General features: G+C 34.8%; 17 protein-coding genes. 10 read left to right on the forward strand and 7 right to left on the reverse strand.

Annotated elements, in window-relative coordinates:
* Nucleotides 1-21: 21 nt before the first annotated feature.
* The 6 genes from LV89_RS25480 to LV89_RS03735 all read right to left on the reverse strand — a co-directional run bounded on the left by LV89_RS25480 (nt 22) and on the right by LV89_RS03735 (nt 2792).
* Nucleotides 22-186 (reverse strand): hypothetical protein, encoded by a 165-nt coding sequence (locus LV89_RS25480; protein WP_170117750.1) that lies wholly within the window; start codon nt 184-186, stop codon nt 22-24.
* A gap of 136 nt (nt 187-322) precedes the next feature.
* A complete protein-coding gene (locus LV89_RS24860) occupies nt 323-544 on the reverse strand; it encodes a hypothetical protein (protein WP_146199068.1) in 222 nt (73 codons plus the stop codon).
* A 33-nt stretch (nt 545-577) separates the two neighbouring features.
* On the reverse strand, nt 578-706 hold the full coding sequence (locus tag LV89_RS03720; RefSeq protein WP_109741528.1) for an Rpn family recombination-promoting nuclease/putative transposase: 129 nt from the start codon (nt 704-706) through the stop codon (nt 578-580).
* Between the two features lie 82 nt (nt 707-788).
* A complete protein-coding gene (locus LV89_RS03725) occupies nt 789-1064 on the reverse strand; it encodes a type II toxin-antitoxin system RelE family toxin (RefSeq protein WP_109741529.1) in 276 nt (91 codons plus the stop codon).
* Nucleotides 1054-1266 carry a hypothetical protein gene (locus LV89_RS03730; RefSeq protein WP_109741530.1) on the reverse strand — a complete coding sequence of 71 codons (213 nt, stop codon included), beginning with the start codon at nt 1264-1266 and terminating at the stop codon, nt 1054-1056. The genes LV89_RS03725 and LV89_RS03730 overlap by 11 nt, the downstream gene beginning before the upstream one ends.
* Nucleotides 1267-1295: 29 nt before the next feature.
* Entirely contained in the window at nt 1296-2792 is a 1497-nt protein-coding gene (locus LV89_RS03735) for a glycine--tRNA ligase (protein WP_109741531.1), read from the reverse strand.
* Nucleotides 2793-3148: 356 nt separating this feature from the next.
* Between LV89_RS03735 and LV89_RS03740 the strand changes: the two genes are divergently transcribed.
* From LV89_RS03740 to LV89_RS03775, 8 genes are all read left to right on the forward strand, one after another.
* The gene (locus LV89_RS03740; RefSeq protein ID WP_109741665.1) at nt 3149-5044 is read left to right on the forward strand and encodes an outer membrane protein assembly factor BamB family protein; all 1896 of its coding nucleotides are present in this window, start codon (nt 3149-3151) and stop codon (nt 5042-5044) included.
* Nucleotides 5045-5179: 135 nt separating this feature from the next.
* On the forward strand, nt 5180-7084 hold the full coding sequence (locus LV89_RS03745; RefSeq protein WP_146199069.1) for a hypothetical protein: 1905 nt from the start codon (nt 5180-5182) through the stop codon (nt 7082-7084).
* A gap of 94 nt (nt 7085-7178) precedes the next feature.
* Nucleotides 7179-7385 (forward strand): type II toxin-antitoxin system VapB family antitoxin, encoded by a 207-nt coding sequence (locus LV89_RS03750; RefSeq protein ID WP_109741533.1) that lies wholly within the window; start codon nt 7179-7181, stop codon nt 7383-7385.
* The gene (gene vapC / locus LV89_RS03755; RefSeq protein WP_229201466.1) at nt 7382-7777 is read left to right on the forward strand and encodes a type II toxin-antitoxin system VapC family toxin; all 396 of its coding nucleotides are present in this window, start codon (nt 7382-7384) and stop codon (nt 7775-7777) included. The genes LV89_RS03750 and vapC overlap by 4 nt, the downstream gene beginning before the upstream one ends.
* Before the next feature lies 1 nt (nt 7778).
* Nucleotides 7779-8753, forward strand: a complete 975-nt coding sequence (locus LV89_RS03760) for a glycosyltransferase family 9 protein (protein ID WP_109741534.1) — start codon at nt 7779-7781, stop codon at nt 8751-8753.
* A gap of 24 nt (nt 8754-8777) precedes the next feature.
* Nucleotides 8778-9017, forward strand: a complete 240-nt coding sequence (locus tag LV89_RS03765; protein WP_109741535.1) for a hypothetical protein — start codon at nt 8778-8780, stop codon at nt 9015-9017.
* Nucleotides 9014-9421: an HNH endonuclease gene (locus LV89_RS03770; RefSeq protein ID WP_109741536.1), complete on the forward strand. Its 408-nt coding sequence runs from the start codon at nt 9014-9016 to the stop codon at nt 9419-9421. The genes LV89_RS03765 and LV89_RS03770 overlap by 4 nt, the downstream gene beginning before the upstream one ends.
* An 8-nt stretch (nt 9422-9429) precedes the next feature.
* Entirely contained in the window at nt 9430-10314 is an 885-nt protein-coding gene (locus LV89_RS03775) for a carbon-nitrogen hydrolase (protein ID WP_109741537.1), read from the forward strand.
* Nucleotides 10315-10513: 199 nt separating this feature from the next.
* On the opposite strand, the gene pgeF is transcribed toward LV89_RS03775, so the two are convergent.
* Nucleotides 10514-11263 carry a peptidoglycan editing factor PgeF gene (pgeF, locus tag LV89_RS03780; RefSeq protein ID WP_109741667.1) on the reverse strand — a complete coding sequence of 250 codons (750 nt, stop codon included), beginning with the start codon at nt 11261-11263 and terminating at the stop codon, nt 10514-10516.
* A gap of 145 nt (nt 11264-11408) precedes the next feature.
* Here pgeF and LV89_RS03785 point away from each other — a divergent pair, with 145 nt between their 5' ends.
* Both LV89_RS03785 and LV89_RS03790 read left to right on the forward strand, forming a co-directional pair.
* Nucleotides 11409-12185: a polysaccharide deacetylase family protein gene (locus LV89_RS03785; protein WP_109741538.1), complete on the forward strand. Its 777-nt coding sequence runs from the start codon at nt 11409-11411 to the stop codon at nt 12183-12185.
* Nucleotides 12186-12262: 77 nt separating this feature from the next.
* Nucleotides 12263-13636 (forward strand): M20/M25/M40 family metallo-hydrolase, encoded by a 1374-nt coding sequence (locus tag LV89_RS03790; protein ID WP_109741539.1) that lies wholly within the window; start codon nt 12263-12265, stop codon nt 13634-13636.
* The last annotated feature ends 357 nt before the right edge of the window (nt 13637-13993 follow it).

Raw genomic sequence — 13993 nt, forward strand, 5'->3', positions numbered from 1 at the left:
TCAAAACCTAACAAATATCATCTAAATCCCTTTTAACATTTTCACAAAGTCGTCTTCGTATTGTTTCAGAGCCTTCAATAAATCTTGAAGTTCAGCGTATTCTGGCGTTTCTTTTTTTGCGTTGAAAATAGCATCTGCACGGTCAGAAGCTTTTTCATAATCAGATTCGTTTTTTATTTCTTTCATGGAATGTCTTGTTTGAGGTACAAAAATACAAAAGCCCACGGATTATTCGTGGGCTTTTGTGGAAATGAAAATTTGTTTAAATTAGGAGAAAGTATTTAATTCCCTCTTTTATTAATGAACTCTTGTTAGTGCTAAATTAATTGGAAGAGCTTTTTAACCTCTTAATAATCGCTTCTACCTTTTTTACTGGAAGTTTGAAGGCATCGGCAATGAAATTTGCATCTAAACCTTTCTCCCATAAGCCTCTAATATGATTGAAGGTTAGATTTTCTGTTATTTCTTCTACGGCTGTCATGGCGATATTATTTACTGTTGTTGAAACTTTGGTAAAGATAATGATTAACTCATTGCTTGTCAAGTTGATGGTTACGTTTAGGTAATGTGTTCATTTTCAATGAATTGGTGCTGTTTTTTCTCGAATATCCGAAGGTGAAACTTCTTCGATAAAACTCTGAGTAACATCTAATCTTGAAAGTGTTTGTTTGAAGAACTTATCATGTGGATTATTTATTTGGGGCATAGTTAGATATTTTTAATAGTGTAAATAATCATAAAAATAGAAAAGGCTTCGCATAAATACGAAGCCTTTTGGAAAATAAATTTTAAGGAAAAACCTTATAAATATCTTTTCTCGCTAAAATTCTGGAAAGTATAATTACTCCATCTTCATTCAAGAAAAAGCCAATTCTAAAATCTTTGATTGATTTTACTTTTATACGGTATGAATTATTGTAACCCACCATTTTAGTAACACCTTCAATATCAGATAACTGTTCTGCAGATTGAATATTATCAATGATTTCAACTATGCCTTCTTTGATATTTTTCGGCAGTTTTTTTGCATCTCTGACAAAACTTGATTGATATTCATATTCCATTTCTCAACCAATTTTCAAAATTCACCTTTTCTGTTTTATTTAAAATTGGAGAATCTTTTTCCTCTTGCATCAAAGTCCAAAGCCCAATGTCTTCTTTTTGAGAATCAGAAAGAATTTGAGATTTGATTTTAAGCAATTTCAAGAAACTCGAAACTGCTCTTAATTCATCATTATTTTGCGGAGTTATGACTATACTTTTCATTGAATTACAATTTATTGTAAAAATTCTACCTACAAAACCTCAAAAACCCTCTCCATACTCACCGCAAACCCAATTTTATCACGTAAGTCAGCAATAGCAACCCGCTCTTGTTCCATTGAATCACGGTGACGGATGGTTACGGTTTCGTCTTCCATTGTTTGGTAATCTACCGCAATACAGTATGGCGTTCCAATCAAATCTTGACGAGTATAACGTTTTCCGATTGCCCCACCATCATCGTAAGTTACATTAAATGAACGTTTTAAAGCATGGTAAATATCTTGTGCTTTTTCAGCCAAACCATCTTTTTTCACCAATGGCAACACGGCTGCTTTGATAGGGGCAACTGCTGGATGGAATTTTAAATATGTTCTTTGTTTGGCATTTTCACCTTCTCCAACTACTTCATCGGTATAAGCGTTACACAAAATAGCCAAGAAAAGACGGTCTGCACCCACAGATGTTTCTACAACGTAAGGAATATAATTTCCGTAAGGTTTGCCATTTTCGTCTAATTCAGCGTCAAAATACTGTTGTTTTTTGCGTGATAACTCTTGGTGAGCCGTCAAGTCAAAAGCAGTACGTGAGTGAATTCCTTCCATTTCTTTAAATCCGAATGGAAATTTATATTCAATATCCACCGCAGCATTGGCGTAGTGAGCCAATTTTTCGTGGTCGTGATATTTCAAATTTTCAGCAGGTAAACCAATGGCTTGGTGGAATTTCAAACGAGTTTCTTTCCATTTGTTGTACCATTCCATTTCAGTGCCAGGGCGAACAAAGAATTGCATTTCCATTTGTTCAAATTCACGCATACGGAAGATGAAGTTACGAGCCACAATTTCGTTACGGAATGCTTTACCGATTTGTGCAATACCAAAAGGCACCTTCATGCGTCCTGATTTCTGAACGTTCAAGAAGTTTACAAAAATACCTTGTGCCGTTTCTGGACGAAGATAAATCAAAGAAGCATCTTCCGAAACCGCACCTACTTGCGTTGAGAACATCAAGTTAAATTGACGAACTTCCGTCCAGTTTGCTGTATTTGAAATTGGACATTTGATGCCTTCGTCTAAAATAATTTGGCGTAAACCCGACATATCATCGGCAGTCATGGCAGCAGCCATCGCTTCTAATAATGCTTTTCCTTTTTCTGGTGTTCCTTCTGCTTCGTATTGTTCAGCTTTAGCTTCCAATAATTGGTCGGCACGATAACGTTTTTTAGAATCTTTGTTGTCAATCATCGGGTCGTTGAATGAATCCACGTGACCAGACGCTTTCCATGTAAGCGGGTGCATAAAAATCGCTGCATCAATACCAACTACGTTATCGTTAAGCATTGTCATGGCTTTCCACCATAGCGTTTTTAAGTTATTTTTTAGTTCAACACCATTCTGACCGTAGTCATAAACGGCTTGAAGACCATCATAAATTTCAGAAGAAGGGAACACAAAGCCATATTCTTTGGCGTGCGAAATAATGTCTTTTAACGTTGAAGCGGTATCTTGTTGTTTTTGCTCTGCCATTGTTATTCAGTTATCAATTATCAGTAATCAGTTAACAATCATCAGTAAACAACAGTTTATTACAAGTTATTAGGTACAAAATGTATTATTACTTACCGATAACTGTTTACTGCTAACTGTTTACTGCTAACTGTTTACAAAGTTAGCTTTTTTGGATTGAATTGCTTGTTTTCATTTTCAGAATAATCATGCCAAAGCTGAATTTTGTAATATTTTGTCAATTAAGATGATTCATCTATATTTGTTGTGATTAGTTTCTGCACATTCTCCTTATCTACATTCTTTAATTGATTAGAATGATTTGTGCAATTACTATCATTAATAATTCCACACAATCACTTTTAACAATTCAAAAAATGAAAATTAAAACTACCACTCTTTTACTACTACTATTTTTAAGTCTCTCCACTTTTGCTCAACGTACTTTTGACAGTGTCATCGAAGCAGAAGGAAATATCCAAGATTTAGTCCAGAATGAAATTACAGGCGTTATTGTCATCAAAGTCGGCTCAACGATACAAGGTATCAATGCTGAAACCAAACAACAAGTTTGGAAATTGACCAAAGATGATTTCGGAGGAGCTTCTGTTAAAGACATTTTGAGTGACCCTGAATTTGGCAAGATTTTCAAGGAGAAAAAAGAATTGACCAGCGTACCTAATAGCCCGTATGTGGAGGCTTTTGTCAATTCTAAATACATGATTATCAATACCGAAACTGGTAAAGTCGTGTATAATTCTTCAAAAGAATCTTTTTTCGTTTTTCAATCAGATTTTCTTCCTGAGTCGGACGAATATTTATTGACTTTGAAAACGGGAGATGATATGTCAATCGCTTTATTAGACATGAAATCTGGGGCTTTGAAATGGACTTCAGTTGTAAGTAAAGCCAAATCTTTGTTTAGCTTTTCATTGAAAGAATCTGCCAACACCAACATTGCCAAAATCAATGGTGAAACTATCTATTATTTACTTTATGGCAAATTGTACTCTTTCAATAAAACGTCTGGTAAACTTAACTGGACGGGTGAAGAAGAATACACTAAGTTTTTCTTAACACAAAATGACAAAAACATCGTTGTGGTGAATAGCAAAGGAATTATGTCTTCAAAAGAATACTTAAACGTATTGAATACGGATAACGGAAAGAGTATTTGGGCAGAATCAATCAAGACTAAGAGAGTTGTATATTTAGAAGATTGGGGGACAAAAATATTAGTGGCACATTACGGCGGTTTTAACTTTTTTGACTTGAAAACAGGAGAAAAAATCTGGAAAAAAGATGCTCGTGGTGATGGTTTAAAACGTGTTATTCCAATCGACCAAGACTTTTTATATGTAGCTGAAAACGAAATGATGTTGATTAATAAAAACGGTGAAAAACTTTGGAAGAGCTTTATTGAAATTGCTGATGAAAAAGAAGACCCAATTTATTATCTTGGAAAAGTGGGCGAAAAAGTAATGTATTTAACAGGTACTTACGGAAATATGGTGGACTATAAAAGTGGTCGTAAATTATGGAAACGTAATATCAAGTTCAACGAAAAACGCCCTGTGTTGCCTACTTTCGACGAAGTTTCTCAATCTTACTTAGTTTATAACGATGAGAAATTATACAAATTTAATCCTTCAATTGACGATAAACCTGAGCCATTTGCGGAGGTTAATATCAAAAGAGAGAAAGAATTGAGTGGTATTGAATTATTTCCTTGGGGCGTTGTATTGTCTGGTCCAGTAGAGGTAATGGGCGTAGGAATGGACGGAAAAGAGAAATATCACAAAACTTATACACAACCAGGTGAAGGAAATCGTATGTTGGTAAAAGGGTTAGCTCGTGTAGGAAGTATTGCTGCGGGAGCAAATTCGGTAGTATCGGGCATCGAAGGAAGTGAATGGACTATGACTTACCGTGACGAAGCTGGAAATATGAGAACAGAGAAAATCAAAGATGCAGACCAAAGTAAATTGGCAGAATCAAGAGTTTCTGCTGCTGGTTCGGCAGCTTTAGGGCAATTGGCTTCGAGATATAGCAAACGTTTTAATGCGATGAAACAAAATAGAGATTTCTCATATATCTACGCAAAAGACGAAGCAGCAGGTAAAATATTAGTGAAAATTAGAAAAGAAGATGGTTCGGAAGTAGATAAATTGATTTTCAAAAACGATAGACCTGTTTACGAAATCGACCCAGCTACACAAAATATTTTCTATATTTATGAAAATAAATTAATGATATTTGACGCTAAGAAATAATTAATAAAATGCCGAAATTGAGTACCAAGTATTAGGTATTAAGTGCCAAGTTTTTGTCGTAAAATAAGATTTTCTTCAAATTCTAAATCCTTAATATATATGACTTATTACACAATTTCGGCATTTTTTTGTCTTATGAAAAAACTACTAATCACTACAATCTTGATATTTTGCTTCATAAGCACATATTCGCAAGATAAAGTAAAATTCACTAAGAAAAACTTTACGATTCCAAGCATTTCTCCTTCCGAATTTCCTTGTTTAGATGATGTTTTAACACAATCAACGACTTTCCAAATTGCCGATAAAGTACCAGTTGCTTTACCGATGTTAAAAAAAGATTATTTTAAAATTGATGGTTTTATAAAAGATGTTAATGAGAATGGACAAATGAAAATTTATGTATCCATTTCGCAACCTGAGTATTTGAAAAGTCGAGTTGATACGTTCTTCAATAAAAAAACATACAGATTTTATTATGTGCCTTCTTACGTTTTCAAAGTAACCATTAAAGTGGAGGTGAAATGTAAAGCTCAGAGCATTTATACGGAAGAATTTAAAGCTCTTGAAAGAATCCCTGTGGATGAATTTCAAACCAAAGAAGAACTAATTAAAGGGTTGACTAACATTGAGTTAAAGAATGAATTTGGGTCGGAAATAGAAAAGGCAGTTAATATGTCCTTGATGAATATTCAGAGGAAATTAAATCAAAAATTAGGCTATTTTACCAATCAGAGTAAAGAAACGTTCGTGTTTTTAACCAATAAAGAACATCCAGAATATGCTAAAATGCTTGAATTTGAGAATGAAATAACGGCTCAAATGGCAAAAGTAACTCTTGAAAAGGGATTAGATGCAATGGCTCTTGTACCTCATGTAGCGTATTTAGAAGGACTTTTGACAAAATATCCAGCGTCGCCAGATAATACTAAAATTCGTTTTATCGTCACAAATAATTTAGCTCAACTTTATTTTTTATTGGAAAATAAAGACAAAGCACTGTTGGTAAGCGACTTGTTGATTAAAAATGATATGCGAAAAATTTGGGGTAGAGAATTGATTGACCGTACAGATAACGCTCGTTTTGCCAATCTGAAAATTCGTCATCATTTACCAAGATTTTCGGAATTAAAGAAATTAGGGTTTCAGATGCAACAGGAAGCCATTCAAGAAAAAGAGGATACGAGATTGGCATTTTTTGAGAAAATAGAAAGGGATATTGCCGATTGGGAACAAGAAAAAACGAATCGTTTAAAGTATATTGAAACTGCCAAAAACACTAAAATATCCATGTTAGATTCTGTCTCGAAACAGAATAATGCTGCATTACTCAAGAAAATAGTTGATGGCTACGGTGGCGGACAAATTTTGAAAGGTGTAGAGAAAGTTCATATCCTTTCAAAGCTCACTTTTGAAGAAACGAATATTCCTGTTTATGATGAAAAATGGGGGCTTGCATTTACCAATTATCTCTTAAAAAAGAAAAATCCAGACCTTTTTTATGTAGTTGTCAATCAGGCAGAATCTTGGCAACATGATGACCGTGTGAGAGCTGAAAAGTGGAAAAAGATGTCAAATTCTGATTATTTGAATGTTTTGCCCAATTTAGACCCACTTTATTTGCTGTCGTCATTTCGTTTGGATTTATGGAATAATTATGAACTTTTAGCTGATGCTATCATCGACGGACGTTTGTGTTATCATTTGACATACATAGAAAAAACAGTTAATTCAAGCAATAGGAGTGTTCCCAAAACAGAGCATCATTTGTTTATCGACCAAGAAAAAAATAGAGTGATTTCTTCTGAAAAAATTGAATTTGAAGACGGTAAAAAGTTGTCTTTCGAGCGTAAAATTTATCAAGATTACCGAGAATTAATTAGCTTGAATAGCGGAGCTGTACCACACCGAATTTTATATCAAATTGAGGACTTTTATGGAGAAACCTTTTATCAAGAACAAATTGAAAAAATAGAAATTAATTCAGGTTTTGCCAATCGGATTTTTATTAAAGAAGTTTATTCGGGAGGGTTTAAATGATTTTCTTATAATCTCAAGCAAAAACTCATGATTTTTATTTCGTGAGTTTTTTTTGTGTATAAAAAGCCATATTTTTGTGTATAAATCAAAAAACATGAGAACAAATATTGATATAAATGATGATTTGATGGCAAAAGCTATGCTTGCAACAGGTTTGAAAACCAAAAAGGCTGTCATTGAAAAAGCACTTGGAGATGTGTATTACTACTTTTTGATTCAAGAAATGGAATCTTTAAGAGGAAATAACACATGGAAAGGAGATTTGGAAAAGATGAGGACTCAAGACGCAACAGAACTATGATTTTATTTGATACTTCTGTATGGATTGATTATCTCAATAAAAAACAAACCTCAAAGGTTGTGATTTTAGAAAATTTCTTTGCGATAAGAGCGAGGGTTTTCATAACGCCCACAATTATTCAAGAAGTATTGCAAGGAATATCTGACCAGAAACGATTTGAAGTAGCTTCAAGACTATTGTTAGCTCAACAATTACTAACATTAAATTCTGTTGAAGTTGCTGTTGAGGCTGCAAACTTATATCGTTCTTTACGAAAAAAAGGCGTAACAATCAGAAAGCCAAACGACTGTTTAATAGCAAGTTATGCCATACATTTCAATGTAGAGATTTGTCATAATGATTCTGATTTTGACCTAATCGCTCAAAATTCTTCGCTGAAAATTACGCAATAACATGACCAAATTCCTAATTATCCGTTTTTCATCTATTGGTGATATTGTCTTGACAACGCCTGTAATTCGTTGTTTAAAGCAACAATATCCAGATGCGGAGGTGCATTATGTTACCAAAAAATCATACAAAACGCTTCTTGAAAATAATCCATACATTGACAAGGTTTTTATCTTAGAAAAAAGTCTTAATGATTTGGTAAAGGATTTAAAATCAGAGAAATATGATTATGTGATAGATTTGCACAATAATCTGAGAACAAGGATTATTAAGATACGGCTAAAATCTCCCCTCTCTTTTGGTGAGGGGGCGGGGGTGAGGTCTTTCAGTTTTGATAAATTGAATTTTCAGAAATGGATTTTGGTTAAATTCAAGAAAGACATTATGCCGAAAGTTCATATTGTGGACAGATACATGAAAACGGTGGAATCTTTGGGTGTGAAAAATGACAATAAAGGACTTGATTATTTTATTCCCGAAAAAGACGATTTGCCTTTAGAATGGTTGCCAGAGGCTTTTCAAAGTAAATATGCGGTTTATGCTATCGGTGGGCAACACGAAACTAAAAAAATGCCATTGCATAAAATGGTTGAATTATGCAAAACAATAAAATTGCCTTTAGTATTAATTGGTGGAAAAGAGGATACAGTTATCAGTGAGCAGTTATCAGTTATCAGTAACAGTAGTCCTATTTTTGATGCTTGTGGAAAAATGAACTTAAATCAGTCGGCTTCCATTATTCAAAAGGCAGAGGTTGTTTACACCCATGATACAGGAATGATGCACGTAGCGGCGGCGTTAAAAAAGAAAGTGATTTCTATTTGGGGAAATACCGTTCCTGAGTTTGGAATGTACCCGTATCAGACGAGTTTTGAGATTATTGAGAATAAAAATTTGACTTGTCGCCCGTGTTCTAAAATTGGTTACGACAAATGTCCAGCGGGACATTTTAAGTGTATGAATGAGTTGGAATTTTAGTAATTTTATTAAAAAAATAAAACGATGACAGCAAACTTATTGGGATATGAAGAAGTAGCAGATTTCATTGCTGCCCTTGACCCGACTAAACTTTTGGAGTTAAAACCTTCAAAAACGGTACAATTAAGGGTTGAAGAACTGATTTCTACTAAAAAAGAAAATGGACTTTCTGCTGAAAATCAGTATGAATTAGACCGTTATTTAGCTTTGGAACATCTTGTTGCCTTAGCAAAAGCTCGTGCCAGAGTGTATTTGAAAAGATGAATCGTTATATTTCTGAAAAGCTACGCCTTGATGTTGCTTTATTAGCTAATTTTCGATGCGAATATTGTCGTATTCATGAAGACGATTTATTCTTTTCTTATCAGATTGACCATATCATTAGTATAAAACATGGTGGAGAAACAGATTTAGAAAATTTAGCCTATTCATGTTCAATGTGTAATCAAAACAAAGGTTCTAATTTAGGGACGTATTTGCCTGATTCAAAACGACTTGTGCGTTTATTTCATCCAAGAAAAGACACATGGAAAACACATTTTAAAGTAAATAATGGCGAAATTATTGGGAAGACTAAAATAGGACTTACTACTATAAAAGTGCTTGATTTGAATAATGTAGATAGAGTTATTTTACGACAAATTTTGACAGAGTCGGGACGGTATTAATACAAACAATGAATAAAAAAATAAACATAGGCTTAGTCCAAATGGCTTGTACTGCTGATGTACAGGCAAATATGCAAAAAGCAATTGCGGGCATCCGTGAGGCAGCTCAAAAGGGGGCGAATATCGTTTGTCTTCAAGAGTTATTTACATCACTTTATTTTTGTGATGTGGAAGACCATGAGAATTTTAAATTGGCGGAAGCAATTCCCGGCCCTTCTACTGATACGCTTTCGGCAATTGCTAAAGAATTAGGCGTTGTAATTATTGCATCACTTTTTGAAAAACGTGCCGCAGGTTTGTACCACAATACAACGGCTGTTTTAGATGCCGACGGAACGTATTTAGGTAAATACCGCAAAATGCACATTCCTGATGACCCAGGATATTATGAGAAGTTTTATTTTACTCCGGGTGATGCTTCACCAGACGATTCTGGATATAAAGTTTTTGAAACAAAATTTGCCAAAATTGGTGTCTTAATTTGTTGGGACCAGTGGTACCCAGAAGCATCAAGAATTACGGCTTTGATGGGAGCAGAGGTGCTTTTTTATCCAACGGCTATTGGTTGGGATAAACTCGAAACAGATTCAAGTATTAGCAGAGAACAATATTCTGCTTGGCAAACCATTCAACGCTCGCACGCTGTGGCGAATGGCGTACACGTAGTTTCTGTCAATCGGGTTGGATGTGAAGCTGACCAACAATTTTGGGGTGGAAGTTTCGTGGCTAATCCTTTCGGAACACTTTTATATTTAGGCTCTCACGACCAAGAGGAGGTTCACGTTCAAGAAATTGATTTAGATAAAACGGAATATTATCGTTCAACTTGGCCTTATTTACGTGATAGAAGAGTGGACAGTTATCATCCAATCACTCAAAGGTATATAGATTAGTTATAAGTTTATGAGTAAAGAGTTTATGAGTAAAGAGAGTGCATGAATTTTAAAAAATAAAAGGCGATTTCGGAACTAAATTTTCCGAAATCGCCTTCCTCATAACCTCATAACCTCATAACCTCATAACCTCATAACCTCATAACCTCATAACCTCATAACCTCATAACCTCATACCTCATACCTCATAACCTCATACCTAACTCTTTTTCACGCCAATCAAAGCTAACATTCTCCCCGTTTTTCCTTTTTCTTTTCTATGAGAAAAATAATCTTGGTTATTTAAAACAGTTGAATACGGCGAAACTTCAATTTGACTTTCTGGAACGCCACATTTTACCAATTGAGCTACATTTGCTTTCTTTAAATCAACATAAAATTTAGGTTTTCTGCTGTTCTTTTCTAATCTTTTGAACTCAATACTGAATTGTTCTGCTACTTCTTCTCCAACTTCAAAGTTTGTGTCATCTATACACGTCCCAACATATACGTAGCAGTCGGCAGGATTTGTTTTAAATTCCTTTTGCATACTTTGCAAAGTCTTTGCCGCAATGTCAAGCACTGTTCCTTTCCAACCTGCATGAATAGCCGCCACAGCTCTATTTTTTGAGTCATAAATTAAAATGGGCGTACAATCCGCCACTGTAACTGTTAGAAAAGTATTTACATTTTCCGTAATTAAAGCATCATAACCTTCATAGGCTTTGCAACGAGTAACTTTTAAAATATAATCTTTATGTATTTGGTAGCTATGGGCAATCCTGCTTTTCTTTATACCCAATTCTTCAAAAAGAAGTTCTCGATTTTGTTGTACGCTTTCGGGGCTATCATCAGTAAAAAGTCCTAAATTTAGGGACTGATATGGGCTTTTACTCACACCACCGTGACGGGTGCTTTCAATGGCAATTATCTCAGGAAACTGCTGAAATATTTCAGGTTTTATATACATTTTATCAATTTTGGCTGTTAGTGTAATTATAATTAATTGTAAAATTAATACAAACGCTTGCTTCAAACAGCTTTAAGGAGGTACAAAAAATTAAAAGACCATAAATAAATGGCTTTTAATTGAAGAATTTTGCTGACAATTTAATATGAATAAACTTTTGTGCTATTTTATTTTGATGCTTTTGGGAGTATCATGTAATTCTCGAAAACCTATTCAACAAGGAGGAATTGCTCTCTCATTTGATGATAGATTTGTGAAAGAATGGACTGACCTCAAACCGCTTTTAAACAAATATAACGTAAAAGCTACATTTTATGTTACCCAACCTGATAGTCTTTCTGAGGAAGAGGTACAAATCTTACATGAGTTAAGAAAAGATGGTCATGAAATCGGATGTCACGGGGCGATGCACGTTCGGTCGATGTATTATATTTGGGATAATTCCTTAGAAAAATACATGGAAAATGAAATTTTTCACGCTTTGAAAACGATGAAAAAACAAGGATTTACTCCAAAAACGTTTGCCCACCCAGGAGGTTCTCAAACTTGGTATTCCGACCGTGAGTTGCTTAAATATTTTACTCTTTTGCGTGACGTTTCTATGAAGTCTCGAAGTATTTTAGGTTTTGATTATATCCGTGATTTGGAAAATATGGATGAAATTTATCATCAAAGAGATAATGCTCAGAAAGTGAATGCTTTATTGATTGATATAAGTGGCAAATTGACAATTGAGGATATAAAAAAGGGTTTAGAAAGGACATCAAAAGAAGGCTCTGTAATGATGATGTTCGGACATAAACCACTGACAAAAACTACTCAAAATCTGAATGAATATGGTTTTGATGTACAATTTTTAGAACAAATCTTGGCAGAAAGTGCTAAATTGAACCTGAAATCTTATACAATGCAAGAACTTTAAGCCTAATGTTTCTGCATTGAAATTAATTTTTATTTTATTAATCCGATGCCGAAGCATCGAGTTACAACAAACCCTTTATGAAAAAACAAACTACCTTCATCACAACATTATTATTATCAGTTTCTTTGTCAGGTTTTTCGCAAGACAATGATTCTACCGTAATTCGCAAATTCTTCAATGAAGCACTCGGGAAAGGCAAATCTTATGAATGGCTACGTGAATTAACAACCAAGATTGGTCCAAGATTGAGTGGCTCAGAAGGAGCAAAAAAAGCAGTTTCTTGGGGTGAAAATCTTTTAAAGTCAGGTGGTTATGATAAAGTTTTCTTGCAAGACGTCATGGTTCCTCATTGGGTGCGTGGTAAAAAAGAAGAAGGCTATATTTTGAATGGAAAACAAAAAGTTACTGTGCCATTGGTTGCCTTGGGTGGGTCAATTGCTACGCCAGAAAAGGGAATTACTGCCGAAGTTATCGAAGTGAAAACTTTTCAAGAATTGCGTGATTTAGGCAAAGAGAAATGTCAAGGTAAAATCATTTTCTTTAATCGCCCGATGGATGCTACCAAAATCAATACTTTTGAGGCTTACGGACAGGCAGGCGACCAACGCCGTAGCGGGGCAAACGAGGCTTCTAAAATGGGAGCAATTGGCGTAATTATTCGTTCATTGAGTAGTACCGAAAACGATTTTCCACATACGGGTTCTATGCAATACGCTACGGGTGTTCCTTTGATTCCAGCGGCGGCGTTGAGTACCAATGCGGCTACTTTATTGAACAAAACCTTAAAAGAAAATCCCAATCTTAAATTTTATTTCCGTCAATCTTGCGAATCTCTACCAGACGCTCCTTCGCATAACGTAGTGGCAGAAATTAAAGGCTCTGAAAAACCAGAAGAAATTATTGTAGTGGGTGGACATTTGGATTCTTGGGATTTAGCACAAGGGGCTCATGACGACGGTACAGGAATTGCTCAGTCGATGGAGGTTTTGAGATTATTTAAAACTTTGGGAATCAGACCAAAACATACTTTGAGAGTGGTGTTGTTTATGAATGAAGAAAACGGAAATCGTGGAGGAATGAAATATGCTGATTTAGCGAAGGCAAATAACGAAAAACATATTTTTGCAATGGAGTCAGACAACGGAGGATTTACGCCAAGAGGTTTTGGTATTCAAGGAGGTTCGGCTGATATTGTGGTCAAATTACAAGGTTTCAAAACGCTTTTGTCTCCCTATGGTTTGAATGAAATCGAACGTGGTTCTGGCGGTGTTGATATTGGACCTCTTGCTCCACAAGGAACAGTTTTGGTAGGTTTCAAGCCTGACCCTCAACGCTATTTTGAATATCATCATGCTTCAAATGACCGCTTTGAAACCGTTAATCAGCGTGAATTAGAAATGGGAGCTGCCTCAATGGCTGCGATGATTTATTTGATTGATAAGAATTTTTGAGGATTTGATTTTTTTTGAGGATTTGATTTTTTTGAGGATTTGATTTTTTGAGGATTTGATTTTTTGAGGATTTGATTTTTTTGAGGATTTGGGTATTTGAGGATTTGATTTTTTTGAGGATTTGATTTTTTGAGGATTTGAGTATGTGAGGATATGGGTATTTGAAGATTTGATTTTTTAACTCAAATCCTCATATCCTCCAAACTCAAATCCTCATATCCTCAAATCCTCATATCCTCAAATCCTCCAAACACAAATCCTCACATCCTCAAATCCTCCAAACTCACATCCTCAAATCCTCCAAACTCACATCCTCACATCCTCATATCCTCAAAAAAATCAAATCCTCATATCCTC

The organism is Arcicella aurantiaca (assembly GCF_003148625.1).
Taxonomy (GTDB): domain Bacteria; phylum Bacteroidota; class Bacteroidia; order Cytophagales; family Spirosomataceae; genus Arcicella; species Arcicella aurantiaca.

Excerpts from the sequence above, each read along its gene's own strand:
- LV89_RS03720 (WP_109741528.1), bottom strand. The coding sequence starts at position 706 with ATGCCCCAAATAAATAATCCACATGATAAGTTCTTCAAACAAACACTT.
- LV89_RS03785 (WP_109741538.1), top strand. The coding sequence starts at position 11,409 with ATGAATAAACTTTTGTGCTATTTTATTTTGATGCTTTTGGGAGTATCA.
- pgeF (WP_109741667.1), bottom strand. The coding sequence starts at position 11,263 with ATGTATATAAAACCTGAAATATTTCAGCAGTTTCCTGAGATAATTGCC.
- LV89_RS03730 (WP_109741530.1), bottom strand. The coding sequence starts at position 1,266 with ATGAAAAGTATAGTCATAACTCCGCAAAATAATGATGAATTAAGAGCA.
- LV89_RS03725 (WP_109741529.1), bottom strand. The coding sequence starts at position 1,064 with ATGGAATATGAATATCAATCAAGTTTTGTCAGAGATGCAAAAAAACTG.
- LV89_RS03735 (WP_109741531.1), bottom strand. The coding sequence starts at position 2,792 with ATGGCAGAGCAAAAACAACAAGATACCGCTTCAACGTTAAAAGACATT.
- LV89_RS03775 (WP_109741537.1), top strand. The coding sequence starts at position 9,430 with ATGAATAAAAAAATAAACATAGGCTTAGTCCAAATGGCTTGTACTGCT.
- LV89_RS03745 (WP_146199069.1), top strand. The coding sequence starts at position 5,180 with ATGAAAAAACTACTAATCACTACAATCTTGATATTTTGCTTCATAAGC.
- vapC (WP_229201466.1), top strand. The coding sequence starts at position 7,382 with ATGATTTTATTTGATACTTCTGTATGGATTGATTATCTCAATAAAAAA.
- LV89_RS03760 (WP_109741534.1), top strand. The coding sequence starts at position 7,779 with ATGACCAAATTCCTAATTATCCGTTTTTCATCTATTGGTGATATTGTC.
- LV89_RS03765 (WP_109741535.1), top strand. The coding sequence starts at position 8,778 with ATGACAGCAAACTTATTGGGATATGAAGAAGTAGCAGATTTCATTGCT.
- LV89_RS03750 (WP_109741533.1), top strand. The coding sequence starts at position 7,179 with ATGAGAACAAATATTGATATAAATGATGATTTGATGGCAAAAGCTATG.
- LV89_RS03770 (WP_109741536.1), top strand. The coding sequence starts at position 9,014 with ATGAATCGTTATATTTCTGAAAAGCTACGCCTTGATGTTGCTTTATTA.
- LV89_RS03790 (WP_109741539.1), top strand. The coding sequence starts at position 12,263 with ATGAAAAAACAAACTACCTTCATCACAACATTATTATTATCAGTTTCT.
- LV89_RS25480 (WP_170117750.1), bottom strand. The coding sequence starts at position 186 with ATGAAAGAAATAAAAAACGAATCTGATTATGAAAAAGCTTCTGACCGT.
- LV89_RS03740 (WP_109741665.1), top strand. The coding sequence starts at position 3,149 with ATGAAAATTAAAACTACCACTCTTTTACTACTACTATTTTTAAGTCTC.